The sequence below is a fragment of the Tardiphaga sp. genome (assembly GCF_028290495.1).
Lineage (GTDB): Bacteria > Pseudomonadota > Alphaproteobacteria > Rhizobiales > Xanthobacteraceae > Tardiphaga.
The window spans coordinates 60,625-81,315 of sequence record NZ_JAQGJT010000041.1 but is presented as its reverse complement, the minus strand read 5'-3'; the positions used below and the strand labels follow the sequence as shown (position 1 = coordinate 81,315).

Sequence of the window (20,691 nt, the reverse complement as noted above, 5' to 3'; positions counted from 1 at the left end):
GCTGAAATTCTATTGTTTTCTGAGGCTTAGTGCTGGCGCACGATATTCGGTCGCTGCCAGCCCTGCGGGGAGAGGTTCGGACATGCGGAGCGCGTCGGGTGGCCCCCGCGTCCTGCTGAGACGGCTCCGCGAAACCATGGCGGAGCAAGTCTCCGCCCAGGAGCGGCTCGACAAGATCGTGGTGCTGATCGCCGCCAACATGGTGGCGGAGGTCTGCTCGACCTACGTGCTGCGCGTCGACAACACCCTGGAGCTCTACGCCACCGAAGGCCTCAACCGTGACGCCGTGCATCGCACCGTGCTGTCGGCGCATGAGGGCCTGGTCGGCCTGGTCTCCTCGGAAGCCACGCCGCTCAACCTGAACGACGCGCAGAGCCATCCGGCGTTCTCGTTCCGCCCGGAAACCGGCGAAGAAATCTATCATTCGGTCCTCGGCGTGCCGATCCTGCGCGCCGGCAATACGCTCGGCGTGCTGGTGGTGCAGAACCGCGCCAAACGCACCTACGTCGAGGAAGAAGTCGAGGCGCTGCAGACCACCGCGATGGTGCTGGCCGAGATGATCGCCTCGGGCGAGCTGTCGGCGCTGGCGCAGCCGGGTGCGGAACCCGCCGCACGGCATTCGCTGCACAAGACCGGCGCCATCCTGTCCGACGGCATCGCGCTCGGCCACGTCGTGCTGCACGAGCCGCGCGTCGTCATCACCAATTACATCGCCGAGGATCTGCCCCAGGAAATCAAGCGGCTCGACGCCGCATTGACCAAGCTGCGCGCCGATCTCGACCGCATGCTGGAGCGCGGAGATGTCGCCGAGGGCGGCGAACATCGCGACGTGCTCGAAGCCTACCGGATGTTCGCCAACGACCACGGCTGGTCGCACCGCCTGCACGAGGCGGTCGCCACTGGCCTCACCGCCGAAGCCGCGGTCGAGCGCGTGCAGTCCGACACCCGCGCCCGGATGCTGCGCTCCACCGATCCCTATCTGCGCGATCGCCTGCACGATCTCGAGGATCTCGGCCACCGCCTGATGCGGCAGCTGGTCGGCAAGGACCACGCGCCGTCGCGCGACCAGATGCCCGACAATGCCATCCTGATCGCGCGCGCGATGGGGCCGGCCGCACTGCTCGACTACGACCGCAAGAAGCTGCGCGGGCTGGTGTTGGAAGAAGGCACCGCGAATTCGCACGTCTCGATCGTGGCGCGCGCGCTCGGTATTCCCGCGATCGGCGAAGTCGCCAATGCGCCGGGAATTGCCGATCCCGGCGACGCCATTATCGTCGATGGCACCTCGGGCTCGATCTACATCCGGCCGTCGGCGGAAATCGAATCCGCCTATGCCGAGCGGGTGCGGTTTCGCGCCCGCCGGCAGGCGCAGTATTCTGCGCTTCGTGACAAGCCCTGCATCACCAAGGACGGCCAGCCGGTCGACCTGATGATCAATGCCGGCCTGATCATCGACCTGCCGCACATCGAAGACACCGGCTCGGCCGGCATCGGCCTGTTCCGCACCGAATTGCAGTTCATGGTCGGCGAGAGCCTGCCGCGCTCCAGCGATCAGCTGGCGCTGTACCGCGCCGTGCTCGACGCCGCCGGTCCGAAGCCCGTGACGTTCCGCACGCTGGATATCGGCGGCGACAAGGCGCTGCCTTATATGGAGACCATCAGCGAGGAGAACCCGGCGCTGGGCTGGCGCGCGATCCGCCTCGGGCTCGATCGTCCGGGCCTGCTGCGCGGCCAGATCCGCGCGCTGCTGCGCGCCGGTGGCGGCCGCGCACTGCGCATCATGTTCCCGATGATCTCGGAGGTCGCGGAGTTCGACCAGGCCAAGGCCATCATCGAGCGTGAGCTGACCTATCTGCGCCAGCACGGCCACTCGCTGCCGGAGCGGATCGATGTCGGCACCATGGTCGAGGTGCCGGCGCTGCTCTACCAGATGGACGAGTTGCTGCAGAAGGTGGACTTCGTCTCGGTCGGCTCCAACGACTTGTTCCAGTTCCTGTTCGCGGTCGATCGCGGCAACGCCAAGGTCTCGGAGCGCTTCGATACGCTATCCGCGCCGATCCTCCGCGTGCTGCGCGAGATCGTGCAGAAGGCCAATGCGGCGAAAAAATCCGCTTCGCTATGCGGCGAGATGGCGTCGCAACCGCTCGGCGCGCTGGCGCTGATCGCGCTCGGCTATCGCTCACTGTCGCTGTCCGCCACCGCGCATGGCCCGGTGAAGGCGCTGATCCTCGACCTCGATGCCGAAAAGGCCGAGGCGATGATGAAGCCGCTGCTCGATGCGCCCTCCGGCAGCGTGTCGATCCGGCAGAAGCTGAAGGAATTCGCCGAGGCCGAGGGCCTGTCATTGTAGCGAGGCTGTCCGCTAGAAGCCGCGCCTGCACGACACGCCCTGCCCTCTGCTATTCCGAGACCACGCCATGTCCATTCTGCCCGAAACCAAACTCGACATTTTGCTGGCGCATCATGCCTCGCTGGAATCCCAGCTGCAGAGCCAGATGAGCGCCGACAACTACGTCAAGATGACGCGCGAATTCGCCGAACTCAATCCGCTGATCGACGCCGTGAAAACCTATCGCGCGGCGACGAAGGAAATCGCCGAACTCCACGCGATGATCGCGGATGCCTCCACCGACGCCGAGATGCGCGAGATGGCGGAGGCCGAGCGTCCGGCGCTGGAAGCGCGCGCGCTTGAACTGGCGCAGGAAATCCGTGTCGCGTTGCTGCCGAAGGACGCGATGGACGAGCGCAACGTGGTGCTGGAAATCCGCGCCGGCACCGGCGGCGACGAAGCCTCGCTGTTCGCCGGCGACCTGTTCCGGATGTATGAGCGCTTCGCGGCGCTGCAGGGATGGAAGGTCGAGGTGGTGTCGGTCTCCGAGGGCACGATGGGCGGCTACAAGGAAATCATCGTCGAGGTGCAGGGCCGCGGCGCGTTCGCCAAACTGAAATTCGAATCCGGCGTGCACCGCGTGCAACGCGTGCCGGACACCGAGACGCAAGGCCGCATCCACACCTCCGCGGCGACCGTGGCAGTGCTGCCGGAGGTCGAGGAGGTCGACGTCATCATCAAGGATGACGATCTGCGGATCGAGACGATGCGCGCGCAGGGCGCCGGCGGCCAGCACGTCAACAAGACGGAATCGGCGATCCGCATCACCCATATTCCGACCGGGCTGCAGGTGATGATGCAGGACAGCCGCTCGCAGCATAAGAACCGCGCTTCGGCGATGAATATCCTGCGCTCGCGCATCTACGATGCCGAGCAGCAGCGCGTCGACTCGATCCGCTCCGCCGAGCGCAAGGAAAAGGTCGGCTCCGGCGATCGTTCCGAACGGATCCGCACCTACAATTTCCCGCAGGGCCGCGTCACCGACCACCGCATCAACCTGACGCTCTACAAACTGCCGCAGGTGATTGCCGGCGAAGCCCTCGGCGAACTGGTCGATGCGCTCACCACGGAGCATCAGGCCGCGCAATTGGCGGCGCAGGGCAACGCGTGAGAAATCCGTTCACCGGACAGAACGTCGAGACCGCACGCCGCCTGCTCGGCGCGCAACTGCTCACGCATGATATCGATTCGCCCGATCTCGATGCGCGGCTGCTGGTCGGCGCCATGCTCGGACTCGAACTCACCGGGCTGATGATGGCCGCCAAGCGAATCATCACCAGCGACGAAGCCACCCGCCTCCAGGCCCTCGCCGACCGCCGCATCCAGGGCGAGCCGATCGCGCGCATTCTGGGCGTCAAGGAATTCTGGGGGCTGTCGCTGGCGCTGTCTGCCGACACGCTGGTGCCGCGGCCGGACACCGAAACCATCGTCGAAGCGGTGCTCGAAGCAATCGACGCCGACCAGCGCCGCCGCGACCCGCTCCGCATCGCCGACCTCGGCACCGGCTCCGGCGCGATCCTGCTGGCGCTGTTGTCGGAGTTGTGGAATGCAACCGGCACCGGCACCGATATCAATGTCGCGGCGCTGCAGACAGCACGGCATAACGCCATCAAACTCGGCTTTGCCCCCCGCGCACTATTCGTCGCCTGCGACTACGCCTGCGCGTTGCAGCCCGGCCTCGACCTGATCGTCTCCAACCCGCCCTATATCCGCTCCGCGGAAATAGCAGGGCTTGCTACCGAAGTGCGCGACCACGATCCGCTGCGGGCGCTGGATGGTGGCGCCGACGGGCTCGACGCCTACCGCATCATCGCGCCGCAGGCCGCAGCGCTGCTCGCGCCGGGCGGACTGTTGGTGGTCGAGGTCGGGCACGACCAGAGCGACGACGTGGCCTCGCTAATGCAGGCCGCCGGGTTGCAGCCGACGGGGCCTGCGAAAGCCGATCTGAGCGGCGTCCGGCGGGCCGTTTTGGCGCGAAAATCGCTCCGTTGACGCCAAAATGCGTGAAAAAACCACTTGGAATATCCCCGGGGAGAGACTACCTTCCAGTCATAGCACCGGTACAGGGTTGGCTCGCCCCGCGAATTCGCGGCTGGAAGCCAGAATTCTCACTAGAGAGCCCGTTCGGGTAGAGGTTCCAACAGGCAGGTCCGATTTGAGCGCGATGGCTGAGAAAGCTGCGCTGCTTGCGACCGCAAAGCGAACGAAAGCCTGATATTGCGCTTCGGAAATCACGCACAAAAGCCTGACCTTGTTTCGGCAGGTTGAACGATTTGATCCGGCCGGCGCAATCAGCCGGCGGTTGGAGAACGCGTGCTTGTTCAACGCGAATGGCGGCAACTTCGGTGCAGCGATGATCTGCAAGACGGTTCGGGGGCGTGAAGCGGCCTGGATTCGGAAGGGCCTGTTCGACAATTTCTTTGCGACATCAGTTTAAAAGATAATCCTGGATCGGGAATTAAAGGCAAGACATGAGAAACGGTCAGAATAACAACAACAAGCGCATGCGGAATAACAACAGCAACCGTAACAGCAATAGCGGCGGCGGAAACAACAACAGCAATAACAACAATCGACGCGGCCAGAACCCGATGACCCGGGTGTTCGAATCGAACGGCCCCGATATCAAGATCCGCGGCACCGCCTCCCATGTCGCCGAGAAGTACGTGCAGCTGGCGCGCGACGCGCGCTCTTCCGGCGATCCGGTCGCTGCCGAGAACTACTATCAGCACGCCGAGCACTACTTCCGCCTGATCGCCGCGGCGCAGGAACAGTTCCGCCAGAACCAGCCGCAGCCGCGCACCGAGAACGAGATGGCCTCGGAAGACAGCGATGACGATGGCGAGACGTTCTCGAACTTCGGCGCCGAGCCCGGCTTCGTGACGCCCCCGCCGCAGCCCTTCGTGCCGCGCGATCCGCCGCCGCGTGAACAGCCGCAGCAGCGCGAGCAGCAGCCCTACCAGCCGCGCGAGAACCAGCAGTACCAGCCGCGCGAAGCCCGCGAACCGCGCGAGAACATCCATCGCGAGCCGCGTCCACAACATCAGCCGCAACCACAGCCGCAGCCGGCGATGCCGGTTAGCGACAGCGTGGATCGGCTGCCGTCCTTCATCACCGGCCCGCAGCCTCTCGTGAATGGCCCGGCCCCGTTCGATGCCGCCGCCGGCGAACGCTTTCCGCCGCGCCGTCGCCGTCGTCCGCACGGCCCGCGCCCCGAAGGCGCAGCCCCGGCCCCGGTGACACCGGGCGATGATTTCGGAAATTCGTGATCTGAACCAAAGAGCATCGCGTCCCACGCGGTGCTCTTTTTCTTTGAGTGGATGCGCCTGCATTTCCCGGACCCGCGGAGCAACGTTTCACGCTGCTTCGCGTCCGGGACACGATAGCGACCCGTTAAAACGCCGCAGCCAATTCCCTGGCGCCGGGCAGGTTGCTGTTGCTGTCCATCCGGTTGTTGGTGATCGCCAAGAGCTTCGCCACCGTGTTGTGGCGGATCGCCACCGGATTGCGCTCATAGCCGCCACGCTGGAAGAAGTTCGCTGTCGGCACCTGTTCGCGCATCGCCTGCGGCATCGTCACCATGTCGAGCCCGGTGCCGTCGCCGGTGAGGTTCATCATCTCCAGTTCGGCGGCGCTGAGCGGGCGATTGAAGCCCTTGTCGCGGGCGAAAATCACCGAGGTCAGCAGCTTGTGGACCTGCAATTGCGGGCCGACATCGATATCCAGCACCATCGCATGCACCGCCCAGCCCTGCGGCGTGGCGGCGAGCTTCTCGTGATCGCTCCAGGTGTCCGGCACGGTGCGAGTGAACGCATACATCCGCTTGAACACCGCAATCTTGCGATCCATCGCCTGGCGGGGCGCGCCGGCGAGCTGCGCGGCCTTGTCGGTCAGCACCTTCAGAATCTGATGGCCCTGCTCAGCGACCAGCTCGACGCTGTTGGTGGTGAGCAACTGGTTGTAGCCGATCGCCGTGGAGATCGCGCGCGAACCGGGCCTTGAGGCGCTCAAGCCCGACTGCATGTCGTAACCGCCATTGCCGCCGGTCTCGAACGAATAGACCCGCACCGCCTGCTCCGGCGTCAGCCCCGAGGCCCGCACGGCGCGGGCATAGGCCCGCTTGAACTCCACCTCATTGGCCGGGCGCTGCGGCGCGAACTGGAAGTGCTGCTGGGCGGCGCGGATGAAATCGGCGACCACCGGCAGCTCCTTCCGGGTGCGCGGCGTGCCCTCTTCCGGTTCGGGATTCGAAGGCCGCTTCGGCCCGTCATAGAGCGGCGCCTGCTCCAGCACATAGTCGTCGAGCGAAATTTGCTGGCGGTCGCGGCGCTTGGCGTTGCGGATCTTGCGCCGCTCATAGACCGCGCTCCAGTACGGCTTCGCCTCGGCGTCGAAGGTCGCGCGGGCTTCCTCATATTCCGCAAGCTTGCGGCGGTATTCAGCGATCGCCTGCGGCGACGCGCTCTGCGCCATCGCATTGGCGACCCCGGCGGGAAGCTTCGAGAAATCGAACGCCATCGCCTGCGGCGCAATCAGCAGCAGGGCAATGGGAACCGAGGCGAGCAGCGAACGTAACGGATGGAGCATGGGACCTGTCGGGCTGGCGCAAAGCGCGGATCGAATTCAACGCCCGCACGCGGCATCGCCCCGTGCCGGCCCCAATCCGGGATAGATATGTTCTGGTCCAAAGAGCTTGGAGCAGCATGGTGAAGATTGTGTTTCCATGGCTGGTCGCGGCATTCCTCGCCACGGCCTCCGCCGCCCGGGCCGAACCGCCGGACTGCAACGGCTTCCCAGATTTCCGCGCCCGGATAACTTGCTACGACGCGGTGTCGCGGGCACCCGAACGGACGGAGCCGGCAAAGAAACGCGAACAGCCGCCGCGGCAGGTCCGGCGCAAACCCGTGCGGCCGGACTGGGTGCTACTCATTCTTCCTTAATGTTGCTCGACCTGAGAATGGAAGACCACTTGGTCTCGTCGCGGTCAATGAAGGCGGCGTAGTCTTCCGGCGTGCCGGGCGTCGGCTCCGTGCCGTCCTGCAGCAGCCGCTTCCTGACATCGTCGGACGCCAATGCTGCCCGCAACTCCTTGTTGAGGCGCTCGATAACCGGCCGCGGCGTGCCGGCCGGCGCGATCAGCCCGTAATACAGCGAGGCGTCGAACCCCGTCAGGCCGGATTCGGCAACCGTTGGCACGTCCGGCAGCAGGCTGGTGCGCGCCGGGCTGGTGACCGCCAGCGCACGCAATTGTCCGCCGGAAACATTGGCGTGGGTGGCGGGAACCGGCGCAAAGGCCATCGGAATGTGGCCGCCGATCAGATCGACCAAAGCCGGGCCGGTGCCCTTGTACGGAATATGCACCAGCGTGATGCCGGCGGCATGGGCGAAGTATTCACCTGTGATATGGCTGGCGGTGCCGGCCCCGGCCGAGCCGAAATTGACCTTGCCCGGGTTGGACCTGGCATAGGCGATCAGTTCGCCAAGCGTCTTCGCCGGGAATGAAGGGTGCACCACCAGCGAATTGGGCGCATTGCCAATCAGGCCGATCGGCGCAAAATCGCGGCGCGGATCGTAACCGACCTTGCTGTACAGCGTGGGGCCGATCGCCAGCGTGCCGGTATAGCCGAGACCGATCGTGTAGCCGTCCGGCGCGCTTTTGGCGACCGCGCGGGTACCGACCGTGCCGCCCGCGCCCGGCCTGTTGTCAACCACCACCTTCTCGCCGAGCGTCTCGCTCATCCTGTCGGCTATGACGCGGCCGACGATCGACGTGCTGCCGCCCGGCGCAAAGGGAATGATCAGCGTGACCGGACGATCGGGATAGGCCTGGGCCTGCGCGCGTGGTGCCGTGCCCACGGACAGGAATACAGCAGCCGCTGCGCATAGCACGGGCGTCCACGAACGCATGATCATCCTCCCTGGAATTCTATTGTTAACTCATCGTCGCCGAAGCCAGCAGGCTGCGCAACCATCGCACTATTTCCAGGCGAACACCGGCTGCTCCAGCTCGGAAACGCGCGTATCACGTCCGGCGAGCAACTCGCTGAACTGGTAGATCAGGGCGGCCGTCGGCGCGTGGATAAACTGGCCGAAATGGCGATAGCGGATGACGCGGCGGTCGCTTTCCGGGATCGCCACGAAGTCGAACGCGTCAGTGCGCGCGATCTCCGACAGCGCGATGCGGTGCACCGAGGCGACCTCGTCCGGGTTGGGCACGATCTCGCGGCTGCCCTGCGCCCACATCAGCACCGGCGTGATCAGGTAGCCCGACCGCGTCGGATAATCGTCAAGGGTGCCGATGACGTCGGCCGGCGACAGAAGCAGGCCCAGTTCCTCATGAAGTTCGCGCAACGCGGCCTGCATCGCGGTCTCCCCGGGATCGCAGCGCCCGCCCGGCAACGCCCACTGGTTGCTTTGCGCCCGCAGCCCCGACGCCCGCAACGTCAGCAGCATCGCGGTGTCGGCGCCATCCGCGGCCGCGACCAGCACGATGGCGACCGCGGCCCGCTTCAGGCCGGCCGGCGGGGCGATTCCGGCATGCACGAAGGCCGCGCCGCGTGCTGCGATCATCTGTCTGGTGGCGGGACTGAACGGATGCGTCATGCAGACGGATTACACGACCCCGGCGGTGGCTGCACTAGGCACCCCCGCCATGCTTTTGTAGAACAAGCCCCCATCCACGACGCCCCCCAAGGACATGGCATGACCGACGCGGCAGACGCCGAGCTCACCAAAGCCGGCTGGTCCATCATGGACGACGACGGCTTCATCCATCTGGTCGGGCCGGTCTGGCACCGCCTTCATGGAACCGACCACGAATTCGCGATCGTCGGCCAGGACAAGCACCGCAACCGCCGCGGCGTGGTGCAGGGCGGCGTGCTGATGACGCTGGCCGACCGCAGTTGCGGGATGACGGCACGGGCCGTCTCCGGCGCCGATGCGCTGGCCACTGTGCAGATGGATACCTACTTCGTCGATGCTGCGCGGATCGGTGAGCTGATGATCTCGCGGCCGAAGGCGTTACGTACCACCCGCAGCCTGATCTTCATGAGCACCGAGGTCCGGGTCGGCGACCGTATCGTCGCCACCGCGCACGGCGTGTTCAAGACAATGCGCCACAGTACAGATTCCGGACCTGCCGGCCGAGGCAGCGACACCGTGGCATCCTCAAATGGCGATTAAGACACGGGTTTTGGAACGAATGCCGCAGCAACGCCTTTAGCTTGTGTGCGCCACCTGAATGTTGCCCGCAGGTGCTCGCCGCCCGCACGGATTTCGAGCCAGGGCTTTCGCATCATGACCTCATTGACACGACGTATAGCCACTAGCACCTCAAATCAGGAGAATTCCGGCGATGCGGAAACGCCGCGAACGGTCGTGCTGGTCGTTGAGGACGACACGTTGCTGCGCATGCACGCCGCCGAGATGATCGAGGAAGCCGGCTTCGAGGTGATCGAGGCGCGAAACGCCGACGAGGCGATTGTGGTACTTGAAGGTCGCATCGATATCGCCATCGTTTTCACGGACATCGACATGCCCGGCTCGATGAACGGTCTCAAGCTGGCTCATGCCGTTGCCAACCGCTGGCCGCCGATCCGGATCGTGGCGACCTCCGGCCATTTCCAGATGCGCGACGGTGATCTGCCGGCGGGCGGGCGCTTCATCGCCAAGCCCTACCGCTCTCAGCAAATCCTCGCCATGCTGAGCGAATTGACCAGCGCCAACCTTTAGCCGCGCGTCGCTTGACGCTCCATCGTTGCCCGTCCACGCTGACCGCCAGACACCGGTAGCGAGCAGAGCACGACGATGTGGGCCTTCTTCACCAACCTCCTGGACACCTCCCTGTTCGCCCCGCATGGCATCTGCCTGTTGTGGGAGCCCGGGCTGATCTGGCTGCATGTCGGTTCCGACGCGCTGATCGCTTTGGCGTATTTCTCGATCCCGATCGTGCTCACGATCTTCGTGATGCGGCGCCGCGACGTCGAATTCGGCTGGATCTTCTGGGCGTTCGCGATCTTCATCATGGCGTGCGGTCTCACCCACGTGCTGGCGATCATCACGCTGTGGGTGCCGGTCTACGGCATCGAGGGCATCATCAAGGCGATCACCGCGGTCGCATCGGTTGTCACTGCAGCGATCCTGTGGCCTCTGCTGCCGAAGCTGCTGGCGATCCCCTCGCCCGCGCAGCTGCGCGACACGCGGATCGCGCTGCTCGAGGAAGGCCGCCATCGACGCGAGGCCGAGGATATGCTGCGCCATACCCAGAAGATGGAAGCGATCGGCCATCTCACCGGCGGTGTCGCACACGACTTCAACAACCTCCTGACCATCATCATCGGAAATCTCGAAATCGCCGAACACGCCGTCAACGACTGGACCGATGCCTCACAGGCCCGCCTGAAGCGCGTCATCACCAGCGCCGCCGGCGGCGCGCAGCGCGCGGTGGTACTGACACAGCGGCTGCTCGCCTTTGCGCGTCGCCAGCCGCTCGATCCCAAGCCGGTCGCAGTCGATCAGTTGCTGCAGGGCATGTCGGAATTTTTCCAGAGCACGCTGAGTGAAAACATCCAACTGAAAATCGTCGGTGACGCCGCCCTGTGGCCGATCGAGGCCGATCCAAGCCAGATGGAGGCCGCCGTGCTGAACCTCGTCGTCAACGCCCGCGACGCAATGGACGGCCGGGGCAAGCTGACGATCGAGACCAGCAACGCCTGTCTCGACGAGGCCTATGTGCAACAACATTCCGACGTCACCGTGGGGCAATACGTCCAGATCGCGGTGACCGACACCGGGCCCGGCATGACCAAGGAAGTGCAGGAGCACGCCTTCGATCCGTTCTTCACCACCAAGGAGCCCGGCCAGGGCACCGGGCTCGGCCTCAGCCAAGTTTACGGCTTCGTCAAGCAATCCGGCGGACACGTCAAGATCTACAGCGAGCTCGGCGAAGGCACCACGATCAAGATGTATCTGCCGCGCAGCCACAAGGAGTCGGAAGAGCCATACGAGATCGACCGCGCCGTGGTCGGCAGCTCCGGCCACGAGACCATCATGGTGGTGGAGGACGATCCCGAAGTGCGCGCCTATCTGGTCGAGACGCTGGAAGGCCTGAATTACCGCGTCCGCCGCGCGCCGAATGCCGATGTCGCGCTGTCCGACTTCAAACGCGATCCGTCCCCAATCGATCTGCTGCTGACCGACATCGTGATGCCCGGCATGAACGGTCGCCGTCTGGCCGACGAAATGGAGAAGCGCCAGCCCGGTCTGAGGGTGCTGTTCATGACCGGCTATTCCCGCAGCGCCATCGTGCATCAGGGCCGGCTCGACCCCGGCGTATCGCTGCTGCAAAAGCCGATCGCGCAGTCGACGCTGGCGTACAAGGTCCGGAAAATGCTGGACAACAAAAGGTAGCGCGGCGGCGCTAGTGCACTTCCGCCGCCAGCACGGCCTCGACGCGGATCTCTTCGGTCAATCGGGCTTTCAACGCGGAGAACTCCGGGCTGGTCTTGACCGTGTAGTGGCGCGGATGCGGCAGGTCGACCGCGACGTCAACCTTGATGCGGCCGGGACGCGCTGACATCACCACCACGCGCGAGGCCAGGAACACCGCCTCCTCGATATCGTGGGTGACGAAGATCACCGTCTTGCGCTCACGCTCCCAGATGCCGAGCAGCAGTTCCTGCATCAAAGCGCGGGTCTGGTTGTCGAGCGCGCCGAACGGCTCGTCGAGCAACAGGATCTTCGGGCTGTTGGCGAGCGCGCGCGCAATCGCGGTGCGCTGCTGCATGCCGCCGGAGAGCTGCTTCGGAAAATGATTGGCGAAGCTGGTGAGGCCGACCTTGTCAAGCCATTCGGCGGCGATCGCGTTGCGCTCGCGCAACGAAACGCCGCGTTCGCGCAGGCCGAAGGAAATGTTTTCCGACACCGTCAGCCAGGGAAACAACGTGTACGACTGGAACACCATGCCGCGGTCCGCGCCGGGGCCGGTGATGGCTTTTCCGTCGAGCAGGATGCGGCCGGTGGTCGGCGTGTCCAATCCTGCGACCATGCGCAGCAGCGTGGACTTTCCGCAGCCGGACGGGCCGAGAATGGTGACGAAGTCGTTGTCCGCAACCGCGAGGTTGGTGGGCTCCAGCGCCCGTGTCGGCGTGCCGCCACGAACCGCAGGAAAGATGCGCGAGACGTTCTCGATGACCAGCTTGCTCACAGGATGCTCCACGGGAACATCGCGCGGTTCGCCGCCTTGAAGGCATAATCCGAGATCAGGCCGATGATGCCGATGACGATGATGCCGAAAATGATCTGGCCGGTGGCGAGCAGCGCTTGGCTGTCGATGATCATGTGGCCAATGCCCGAGGACGAGCCGATCAGTTCGGCGACGATGACATAGGTCCACGCCCAGCCAAGCACGAGGCGGAGGATTTCGGCGATGCCCGGCGCCGCGGAGGGTATCAGCACCCGCTTGAGCACGCCCACGTCGCGTGCGCCGAGCGTCAATGAGGCCTCGACCAGGTCGCGGCGCACGCTGCCGACGGTGACAGCGACCATCAGGATCAATTGGAACACCGAGCCGATGAAGATCACCAGCAGCTTCTGCAACTCGCCGATGCCGGCCCACAGGATCAACAACGGGATGAAAGCCGAGGCCGGCAGATAGCGCCCGAACGACACGAAGGGTTCGAGGAAAGCCTCGACCGGCTTGTAGGCGCCCATCAGGATGCCGAGCGGGACTGCGACCAGCGCTGCGATCACGAAGCCGCCGATCACACGCCAGATCGTCATGCCTATGTCGAACAGGAAACCCTGCTTGGTCAGCAGCCACCAACCGTCGCTGAGCATGGTCAGCGGATTGGCGAGAAAGGTCTTGGAGACGAAGCCGCCGAAGGTCGCGTAGGACCACGCGGCGACGAACAGGATGAAGAACGAAATGCCGAGCACGGCGCGCGCGGAAGACGAGATCGGGGCGAGCGGTTTCATGTCGGACCTGAAACGGTGTTGCCAACTCAGTCGTCATGCCCGGACTTGTTCCGGGCATCCACGGCTTTGTTGCAGATAAGACGTGGATGGCCGGAACATCTTGCGAAGCGTTGCTTCGCGCTCGCCCGGCCATGACATCACGTGTGACGAGATGGGCACTCTGGCGCATCAACTCACTGGATAAAACGCGTATCGACGATCTTGATGAGGTCAGGAATTTCCTTGATCACGCCGATTTCCAGCAGAAGCTCGGCGGCTTCCTTTGAGAATTTCTGGAAATCACCGGCGAAGAACTTCTTGTTCTCCTCCTGGTTCTGCCAGCGCAGATACTGCGCGGACGAACCGAACTTCTCGCCGGACTGCTTCACGTCGGCGCCCATGATCTCGTAGGACTTGGCCTGGTCGGTCTTGATCATGTCGACGGCATCGAAATAGCTCTTGGTCAGCGCCTTCACCGCGGTCTCGTTTTCGGCGATGAACTTCGGCGTGCAGCCGAAGGTGTCCATGATCATCGGATAATCCAGCGTGGTGGCGATGATCTTGCCGGCTTCCGGCTTCTCGCGCACCGCGGAGAGATAGGGCTCATAGGTCATCGCGGCATCGTTCTGGCCAGCGATAAAGGCCTGAGCTGCCGGACCCGGCTCCATGTTGACGACGCTGACATCCTTCACCGACAGGCCGTTCTTCTTCAGGAACCAGGCCAGCGTGAAATACGGCGCGGTGCCCGGTGCGGAGGCTGCGACGGTCTTGCCCTTCAGGTCCTTGATCGAAGCCGTGCCAGAGCGCACGACCATGCCGTCGGCGCCGTAGGACTTGTCGAGCTGGAACAGCTGCGTGGTGGCGACACCGTTGGCGTTCCACGCCACCCAGGTCTCCACCGTGGTGGCTGCGCACTGCACGTCGCCGGAGGCGATGGCGAGGTGGCGGCTGGCCTGCGGGACTTTCTTGATGGTGACGTCGAGGCCGTTCTTGGCGAAGATGCCGGCTTCCTTGGCCAGCGTCAGCGGCGCGAAGCCGGTCCAGCCGGAGATCGCGATCGTCACCTTGGTCTGCGCCGCCGCCGGCGTCGCAACGATGGCCGCGAGAATCGCTGCCGCGGGAATTCCGATCAACTTCATGACGCCGTCTCCTCAGCCGTATAACGATAAATTGATATTGCATGGCAGCATGGCGGATTGCCAGAGTCAATTGACCGGACAGTTGCCCGCAGAGGCGGAGGTGCCATTGAGAATGGCGTCGGCGGCATCAACGGATAGTTATCGATGGCCGTCAGGCGCCCAGAAAAGCCCGCACCCGCTTCCTGGCTTCGTCTGTGCCCATCAAGGTATGGATGCCCTCGATCTCGGCCTGCGAACCACGTGTCTGTTCCTGGACGGCAAGACGAATGCATCTCTTGGCAATCCTGAGTGCATCCGGAGACAGGCTCGCCGCCCTCGATACGATCTCTGCCGCCGACACGGCGAATTCCGCAGCTTCAAAGGCCCACTGGACGAGACCCAGTCGCTCGGCCTCACGGCCGCCGATCACGTCGCCGGTCAGGATCATCCGCGCGGCAACGCCCTCGCCGCACAACCGCGTCAAACGTTGCGTGCCACCTGCCCCGGGCAACAGGCCCACCTTGGCCTCGGGCAATCCCAGCTTGGCATTGAAGGACGCGATCCTTATGTCGCACGCCAGCGCCAGTTCGAGTCCGCCACCGAGCGCATGCCCCTCAATCTCCGCGACCGTCACCATCGGCAATGCAGCCAGGCGGTCATAGACTTCGTGGAAATGCTGCACGGTGGCCTTCATCTCGTCCGCGCCCATCGGGCTTTCGAGGCGCCGGGCCACCAGCCGCAGATCCGCGCCAGCCGAGAAAACGCGCTGGTCGCTGCGAATGCGTAGCACGGAGATTCCGCAGTCCGGCGCCGACACGGCCTCCAGAGCCAAGGCCAGATCGCCCAACAGATCGTCGCCAATGGTGTTCATCGCGTCGCGCTTGAGGGTCAACGTCGCAATCGGACCGCTGAACTCCAAGGTCAGGCACCTGGCCGCTGCGGATGCGCTCGTCATTTCGGATACCTTTGCTGCGGAGTTGGAAAAACGTGAGGGGAACACGGGGTTGATAGCCGAATATCCCGCCATCCCATCAACACCTTGATATAATGAACCGCGAATTGCTGATCGAACGAGGTGCGGTATTGGGTCTTCCGGTTGAAAAATCCGACGTCGAATTTGAAGTCGCCAACAGGGTGTTTTTTCGCCTCTATCAGGCGTCAAACCTCATGCACAAGCAGGGCACGCGTTATGTCGACCTGTTCGGAGCAACGACCCAGCAATGGGCCGTGTTGGGAGCCCTTGCGCGGCCGCTGATCCGCGAGGGCGGTATGACGGTCAAGGATCTGATCGAGTTCCTCGATGTCAGCCGCCAGAGCCTGACCGCGGTCCTGGACAGGCTCGAACGCCGCGGATGGGTCGAGCGCGCCAAGGACAAGGACGACGGCCGCAGCCGGCGAATCCGGCTGAGCCCCGAGGGCAAAACGATCTGGGCGCGCATGCAGGAGCCGATTGGAGCTTTCTATTCCGCAGCACTCGATACGTTCAGCCATGATGACCAGGTTGCTCTTTATCGCCTACTCGATCGCCTCAAGAACTCGCTGACGAAGGTCTAGCCCTGTCGGAGCGATGAGGCGCCGCGCACTGTTCACCTCGCTCAGGTGAGACAGTGCGCGTTCCCGTTTCAAAAAAGCGAGCTACGCTTTTGCGTCAGCGGTTGAACTTGCGGAAGTCCGGCTTGCGCTTCTCGCGAAACGCGTTGCCGCCCTCTTTCGATTCCTCGGTGTCGTAATAAAGGCTGAGCGCCTGCATGCCCATGCTGGCGATGCCGCGGATGGATTCGCTGTCGGCATTGAACGATCGCTTGGCAAGCGCAAGCGCGGTCGGGCTGCGCTCCATCAATTCCTCGCACCAGCGATCGACCTCGGCATCAAGCTCGTCATGCGGAACGGCGATATTCGCAAGGCCCATCTCGACAGCCTGCGCCGCGGTATAGCGCCGGCACAGGTACCACATCTCGCGCGCCTTCTTCTCGCCGACGACGCGTGCGAGATAGGCCGTTCCGAATCCGGGATCGACCGAGCCGACCTTGGGCCCGACCTGACCGAACTGGGCGCGGTCCGAGGCGATCGTCAAATCGCAGAGCGTGGCGAGAACGTTTCCGCCGCCGATCGCAAATCCGTTCACCCGGGCAATGACCGGCTTCGGCATGTCGCGAATGACGCTCTGGAATTCATCGATGGGCAGGCCGATGGTACCGCGACCGTCATACTGGCCGTCATGCGCGCCCTGGTCGCCGCCGGTGCAGAACGCCTTGTCGCCGGCGCCGGTCAAAACGATCACCCCGATCGACTTGTCCCAACCCGCGCGCTGGAACGCGTGAATGAGTTCTTCCACCGTCTTGCCGCGGAACGCATTGTAGCTGGCGGGCCGGTTGATGGTGATGCGGGCGACGCCCTTCAGGCGTTCCTCATAGGTGATGTCTTCGTAAGTGGTCATGTCGTTGCCTTTCTGCATGGTTCAGCTCGCGGTGAATTCTTTGACGATGTCGCGCAGCTTGAATTTTTGAATCTTTCCGGAGGGCGTGGCGGGCATTTCGCTCAGAACCACCAGTCGCTCGGGGATGTATTGCAGCGCGACCTTCTCCGCCTTCAAGAAGTCGGCCACGGCGGCAAGATCGAGGGTCTGCCCCGGCCTCGGGACGACGACAGCGCAGCCGCGCTCGCCCAGCCGTTCGTCCGGGTAGGATACAATGGCGACCTGCGAGACCGCGGGGTGCTTGTAGAGAAGCGTCTCGATCTCAACGACGGGAATGTTCTCACCACCGCGAATGATCACGTCCTTGGAGCGGCCCGTGATCCGGATGTAGCCGCGATCGTCAATTTCGGCCAGATCGCCGGTGTCGAACCATCCGTCGGTATCGGTGGCGTTCAAATGAGGTCTGCGCAGGTAGCCGCCGAAATTCGAACAGGAGCGGACCAGCAATCTGCCTTCCGTATTGGAAGGCAACCGTTGGCCATCCGCATCGACAACGCATATTTCAGATCCCGGCAACGGGCAGCCCGACGTATTGAAAGCCCGCTCGTCATCGTCATCGATCTTGATCAGCGTGACCGCGCCATTCTCGGTCATGCCCCACGCGGACACGATCTTCGCACCGAGCATCTTGCGCGCATTCTCCACAAGAGGACCGGGAATGGGAGCGCCCGCGCACAGGAAGGTGCGCAGCGACGGAACGCCCTGGCCGCTCTCGCCCACGGTCTTTGCCAGATCGGTGAGGAACGGTGTGGATGCCATCGTGAAGCTCACGCCCTCGGCGCGGATCAGCTCGACCGCCTTTTTGGGATCCCAAATATCCTGTAACACGACACTGCCGCGCAGCATGATCGGCATCATCAGCCCGTACATGAAGCCGGTCTGATGAGCCATTGGCGACGCCATCAGCACGACATCATCGGCGCCGAGGTTCAGGCGCTGCGCGTAGGGAATGATATTGGCCATCGTGGTGTTGGCCGAGTGCATGACGCCCTTCGGCTCACCCGTCGTCCCCGACGTATAGATCAGCTGCATGACGTCGTCGGCGCCAGGTCGGTTACGCGTCAGGATTTCCTGGGCGTCGGCGACTTCCTCCCATTTCGGTCCGCTCAGCAGTTCTTCAAAACTGTTCGAACCCGCGCCGTCCACCACGACAACGTGCTGAAGGTCGGGAAGGTTCGCCCGCAGTCCGTCGATCATGGCCTCGTGGTCGAAACCACGAAACTTCCGGGGCACGATGACGACCTTGCTCGCGCCGTGCTGGAGCATGAACGAGAGCTCACGCTCGCGGAAAATATGCATCAGGGGATTGAGGACGGCGCCGATGCGCGAGCAGGCGAGGTAGGTCAGCGTGAACTGCCACCAGTTGGGCATTTGCATCGAGACAACGTCGTTTCGACCAACGCCCAGGCGCGACAGACCGACGGCGATGCGATCCGCCATGGTCGCCATCTCGCTATAGGTAAAGCGCCTGACCGTGCCGCTCTCCAAAGACACGGCTGTCAGAGCGACCTTGTCCGGACAGGAAGCGACGCACGCATCGAGATAGCCATTGATGGTCTGATCGTGCCAGAGACGTTGTTCGATCATGGCGGCACGGCGTGGCGGTATCAATATGGCGTCAAATTCCACGATATTCCCCTCCCGGCTAGGACGCTGTTATTTGTTTGCTGCGCCTCTGAGTTTTTCTCGTGCGATGACGAGCTTCATAATCTGCGCGGTGCCGTCGCCGATCTCCAGGCCCATGACATCGCGCAGTCGCTGCTGGTGAGGCAGGTCGAGCGACCAGCCATAGTGGCCATGCGTCAGTAAACACTGGTGGATGACATCCACCGCGGTCTTCGGAGCGAACCATTTGCACATCGCGGCTTCCGCGGTGTGCGGCTTGTCCGCGTCCTTGAGGGCCAGGGTGTGGAAACAAAGCTGACGCCCGGCGGCGACCAGCGTCTCCGCTTCCGCCAGAGGAAAGGTCACGCCCTGATTCTTTGAAAGCTTGCTGCCGAACGCTTCGCGCTGCTGGATATAGGCCCAGCTTTCGTCCAGCGAGGCTTGCGCCGATCCCAGCACCTGCAAGCCGATCAGCGCGCGGCTGAAATCGAAGCCCTGCATGACTTGAACAAAGCCGGCGCCCTCGTCCGCCAGCCGGTTATCGGCGGGGACGACGACGTTGTCGAAGAAGATCGAGCTTCGACCGATCGCCTTGCTGCCGAGATCGTTATACCGCTGGGTCGAGACGCCCGGCGTGTTCATCGGGACGAGGAATGCGCTGACGCCGCGGGCACCGCTTTCGACCGTCCCGGTGCGCGCGAACAGCACCACCGCATCGGCCTGATCCGCCATGCTGATGGACGATTTCTCGCCATTCAGAATGTAGCTGTCGCCATCACGGCGGGCACTTAGGACAAGATTGGCGGCATCCGACCCGCCGCGCGGTTCAGTCAGGCCGATCGCCACAATGACCTCACCCGCCACGAGCCGGGGTAACCACTGGCTGGCAAGCTGCTTTGACGCGTGCGTCGCGATGATCTTGCCGTTGAGCGAGCCGAGAATCTGGATATAGGCCACGTTGATGTCGGCATAGCCGATCGCTTCCGCGATCAGCCCGCTGGTGACGCTGCTGGCGCCGAGCCCGCCGAGTCCTTCCGGAAGCTCGGGCGCAATGAGCCCGAGTTCGCCCATCTCCCGCAACAGCGCGCGGTTGATTTTGCCCTCGGTCTCCCGACTTTGGTAACCGGGCGCGAGTTTCTCGCGTGCGAAGCGCCGGGCCGTTTCCTGGAACGCGAGCTGATCGTCCGTGAATGCGAAGCTCATGGTCAGCCCGCCATCGTCAGGCCGCCGGAGACGCTCAGGACCTGGCCGGTGATGAAGGCCGCATCCTCGCTCGCGAAGAAGCAGATCGCGCCCGGAAGGTCGGTCGGCGCGCCGATGCGGCCGAGCGGGATTGAACGCCGGAAGGCTTCCTGCAGCTTTTCCGGATTGCTCGATGCCTTGAGGAAGTCGCCGAGCAGCGCGGTGTCCGTGGGACCTGGGCAGACGACGTTGAGCGTAATGCCGTCGCGCGCATGTTCGCGCGCCAGCGTCTTGGTGAAGCCGACAAGGCCAGCCTTGCAGGCCGCATAGACCGCTTCACCGGACGAGCCCACGCGGGCCGCGTCGGATGCGATGTTGACGACACGGCCGCCGCGTCGCTCGACCATCTGCGGGAGAATCGCATGATGCATATTGAGCGCACCGGTCAGGTTGATGGCGATCAGCTTCTGCCATTCGTCCGGGGTCGTCTTGAGGAACGGCTTGAAGACATCCCAGCCGGCATTGTTGACCAGAATATCGATCGGTCCGAGCGCTTCATTGACACGGGCAACGGCGCTCACCACGCCGGCTTGATCGGCGATATCGCAGGCAAAGGCTGCGGCGTTGCCTCCATTGGCCGTAATGGCCGCGACGGTCCGTTCGGCTGCCTCGGCATTGATGTCGAACACCGCCACCGCCGCACCCTCGGCGGCAAAGCGGAGGCACGTGGCGCCGCCAATACCGCCGCCACCACCGGTGACAACCGCAATTTTCGATTGAAGTCCTCGCATCGCGCTCTCCCGTATCCGATTAGTCGCGAGGGTATGTCCCAGCAACCATAATATGTCAATGCATTGATCTATATTTGATCCAACAGTGCGCTTTAGACGCAAAAACCCTGGGAGGTGGCGAACCTTGAGTTTTTATATCAATGTATTGCAATATATTTCAGGCTCGCCTATCGGGTT

At 63.8% G+C, this 20,691-nt stretch carries 21 protein-coding genes; 9 read left to right on the top strand and 12 right to left on the bottom strand.

Going from position 1 to position 20,691, the window contains the following annotated elements:
• Nucleotides 1–82: 82 nt before the first annotated feature.
• The 3 genes from ptsP (at nucleotide 83) to prmC (ending at nucleotide 4,381) form a co-directional block, all read left to right on the top strand.
• Entirely contained in the window at nucleotides 83–2,350 is a 2,268-nt protein-coding gene (gene ptsP / locus JWQ24_RS07300; RefSeq protein ID WP_299806138.1) for a phosphoenolpyruvate--protein phosphotransferase, read from the top strand.
• A gap of 67 nt (nucleotides 2,351–2,417) precedes the next feature.
• On the top strand, nucleotides 2,418–3,500 hold the full coding sequence (gene prfA, locus JWQ24_RS07295) for a peptide chain release factor 1 (protein ID WP_299806136.1): 1,083 nt from the start codon (nucleotides 2,418–2,420) through the stop codon (nucleotides 3,498–3,500).
• Nucleotides 3,497–4,381, top strand: coding sequence for a peptide chain release factor N(5)-glutamine methyltransferase (prmC, locus tag JWQ24_RS07290; protein ID WP_299806134.1), 885 nt, complete (start codon nucleotides 3,497–3,499; stop codon nucleotides 4,379–4,381). Before prfA ends, prmC begins: the two co-directional genes overlap by 4 nt.
• Nucleotides 4,382–4,438: 57 nt before the next feature.
• Here prmC and JWQ24_RS07285 read toward each other — a convergent pair whose 3' ends face one another.
• Nucleotides 4,439–4,753 (bottom strand): hypothetical protein, encoded by a 315-nt coding sequence (locus JWQ24_RS07285; RefSeq protein ID WP_299806132.1) that lies wholly within the window; start codon nucleotides 4,751–4,753, stop codon nucleotides 4,439–4,441.
• 107 nt (nucleotides 4,754–4,860) lie between these two features.
• On the opposite strand from JWQ24_RS07285, the gene JWQ24_RS07280 reads away from it, so the two are divergent.
• Nucleotides 4,861–5,658, top strand: coding sequence for a DUF4167 domain-containing protein (locus JWQ24_RS07280; protein WP_299806130.1), 798 nt, complete (start codon nucleotides 4,861–4,863; stop codon nucleotides 5,656–5,658).
• Between the two features lie 124 nt (nucleotides 5,659–5,782).
• Here JWQ24_RS07280 and JWQ24_RS07275 read toward each other — a convergent pair whose 3' ends face one another.
• On the bottom strand, nucleotides 5,783–6,976 hold the full coding sequence (locus tag JWQ24_RS07275) for a hypothetical protein (RefSeq protein ID WP_299806128.1): 1,194 nt from the start codon (nucleotides 6,974–6,976) through the stop codon (nucleotides 5,783–5,785).
• A 116-nt stretch (nucleotides 6,977–7,092) separates the two neighbouring features.
• Between JWQ24_RS07275 and JWQ24_RS07270 the strand changes: the two genes are divergently transcribed.
• On the top strand, nucleotides 7,093–7,329 hold the full coding sequence (locus tag JWQ24_RS07270) for a hypothetical protein (protein WP_299806126.1): 237 nt from the start codon (nucleotides 7,093–7,095) through the stop codon (nucleotides 7,327–7,329).
• Here JWQ24_RS07270 and JWQ24_RS07265 read toward each other — a convergent pair.
• Nucleotides 7,316–8,296: a tripartite tricarboxylate transporter substrate binding protein gene (locus tag JWQ24_RS07265; protein ID WP_299806124.1), complete on the bottom strand. Its 981-nt coding sequence runs from the start codon at nucleotides 8,294–8,296 to the stop codon at nucleotides 7,316–7,318. The two genes, JWQ24_RS07270 and JWQ24_RS07265, sit on opposite strands and share 14 nt — an antisense overlap.
• Nucleotides 8,297–8,365: 69 nt before the next feature.
• A complete protein-coding gene (locus JWQ24_RS07260) occupies nucleotides 8,366–8,992 on the bottom strand; it encodes a CoA pyrophosphatase (protein ID WP_299806122.1) in 627 nt (208 codons plus the stop codon).
• A gap of 99 nt (nucleotides 8,993–9,091) precedes the next feature.
• On the opposite strand from JWQ24_RS07260, the gene JWQ24_RS07255 reads away from it, so the two are divergent.
• The 3 genes from JWQ24_RS07255 (at nucleotide 9,092) to JWQ24_RS07245 (ending at nucleotide 11,797) form a co-directional block, all read left to right on the top strand.
• Nucleotides 9,092–9,571, top strand: a complete 480-nt coding sequence (locus JWQ24_RS07255) for a PaaI family thioesterase (protein WP_299806120.1) — start codon at nucleotides 9,092–9,094, stop codon at nucleotides 9,569–9,571.
• A gap of 114 nt (nucleotides 9,572–9,685) precedes the next feature.
• Entirely contained in the window at nucleotides 9,686–10,120 is a 435-nt protein-coding gene (locus JWQ24_RS07250) for a response regulator (RefSeq protein ID WP_299806119.1), read from the top strand.
• Nucleotides 10,121–10,195: 75 nt separating this feature from the next.
• On the top strand, nucleotides 10,196–11,797 hold the full coding sequence (locus tag JWQ24_RS07245) for an ATP-binding protein (RefSeq protein ID WP_299806118.1): 1,602 nt from the start codon (nucleotides 10,196–10,198) through the stop codon (nucleotides 11,795–11,797).
• Between the two features lie 10 nt (nucleotides 11,798–11,807).
• On the opposite strand, the gene JWQ24_RS07240 is transcribed toward JWQ24_RS07245, so the two are convergent.
• From JWQ24_RS07240 to JWQ24_RS07225, 4 genes are all read right to left on the bottom strand, one after another.
• On the bottom strand, nucleotides 11,808–12,593 hold the full coding sequence (locus tag JWQ24_RS07240; RefSeq protein WP_299806117.1) for an ABC transporter ATP-binding protein: 786 nt from the start codon (nucleotides 12,591–12,593) through the stop codon (nucleotides 11,808–11,810).
• Nucleotides 12,590–13,363: an ABC transporter permease gene (locus JWQ24_RS07235; RefSeq protein WP_299806116.1), complete on the bottom strand. Its 774-nt coding sequence runs from the start codon at nucleotides 13,361–13,363 to the stop codon at nucleotides 12,590–12,592. Before JWQ24_RS07235 ends, JWQ24_RS07240 begins: the two co-directional genes overlap by 4 nt.
• 173 nt (nucleotides 13,364–13,536) lie before the next feature.
• Nucleotides 13,537–14,481, bottom strand: a complete 945-nt coding sequence (locus tag JWQ24_RS07230; RefSeq protein WP_299806114.1) for an ABC transporter substrate-binding protein — start codon at nucleotides 14,479–14,481, stop codon at nucleotides 13,537–13,539.
• Nucleotides 14,482–14,632: 151 nt separating this feature from the next.
• Nucleotides 14,633–15,415, bottom strand: coding sequence for an enoyl-CoA hydratase/isomerase family protein (locus JWQ24_RS07225; RefSeq protein ID WP_299806112.1), 783 nt, complete (start codon nucleotides 15,413–15,415; stop codon nucleotides 14,633–14,635).
• 92 nt (nucleotides 15,416–15,507) lie between these two features.
• On the opposite strand from JWQ24_RS07225, the gene JWQ24_RS07220 reads away from it, so the two are divergent.
• Nucleotides 15,508–16,014 (top strand): MarR family transcriptional regulator, encoded by a 507-nt coding sequence (locus JWQ24_RS07220; RefSeq protein WP_299806110.1) that lies wholly within the window; start codon nucleotides 15,508–15,510, stop codon nucleotides 16,012–16,014.
• A 94-nt stretch (nucleotides 16,015–16,108) separates the two neighbouring features.
• Here JWQ24_RS07220 and badI read toward each other — a convergent pair whose 3' ends face one another.
• Genes badI through badH form a run of 4 tightly spaced genes read right to left on the bottom strand, consistent with a single transcriptional unit; the run spans nucleotide 16,109 to nucleotide 20,514 of the window.
• On the bottom strand, nucleotides 16,109–16,915 hold the full coding sequence (gene badI, locus JWQ24_RS07215) for a 2-ketocyclohexanecarboxyl-CoA hydrolase (RefSeq protein WP_299806108.1): 807 nt from the start codon (nucleotides 16,913–16,915) through the stop codon (nucleotides 16,109–16,111).
• A gap of 3 nt (nucleotides 16,916–16,918) precedes the next feature.
• Nucleotides 16,919–18,565: a cyclohexanecarboxylate-CoA ligase gene (gene aliA / locus JWQ24_RS07210; protein WP_299806106.1), complete on the bottom strand. Its 1,647-nt coding sequence runs from the start codon at nucleotides 18,563–18,565 to the stop codon at nucleotides 16,919–16,921.
• 27 nt (nucleotides 18,566–18,592) lie between these two features.
• Nucleotides 18,593–19,744 (bottom strand): acyl-CoA dehydrogenase family protein, encoded by a 1,152-nt coding sequence (locus JWQ24_RS07205; protein WP_299806104.1) that lies wholly within the window; start codon nucleotides 19,742–19,744, stop codon nucleotides 18,593–18,595.
• Nucleotides 19,745–19,746: 2 nt separating this feature from the next.
• A complete protein-coding gene (gene badH / locus JWQ24_RS07200; RefSeq protein ID WP_299806102.1) occupies nucleotides 19,747–20,514 on the bottom strand; it encodes a 2-hydroxycyclohexanecarboxyl-CoA dehydrogenase in 768 nt (255 codons plus the stop codon).
• Nucleotides 20,515–20,691 lie beyond the last annotated feature (177 nt).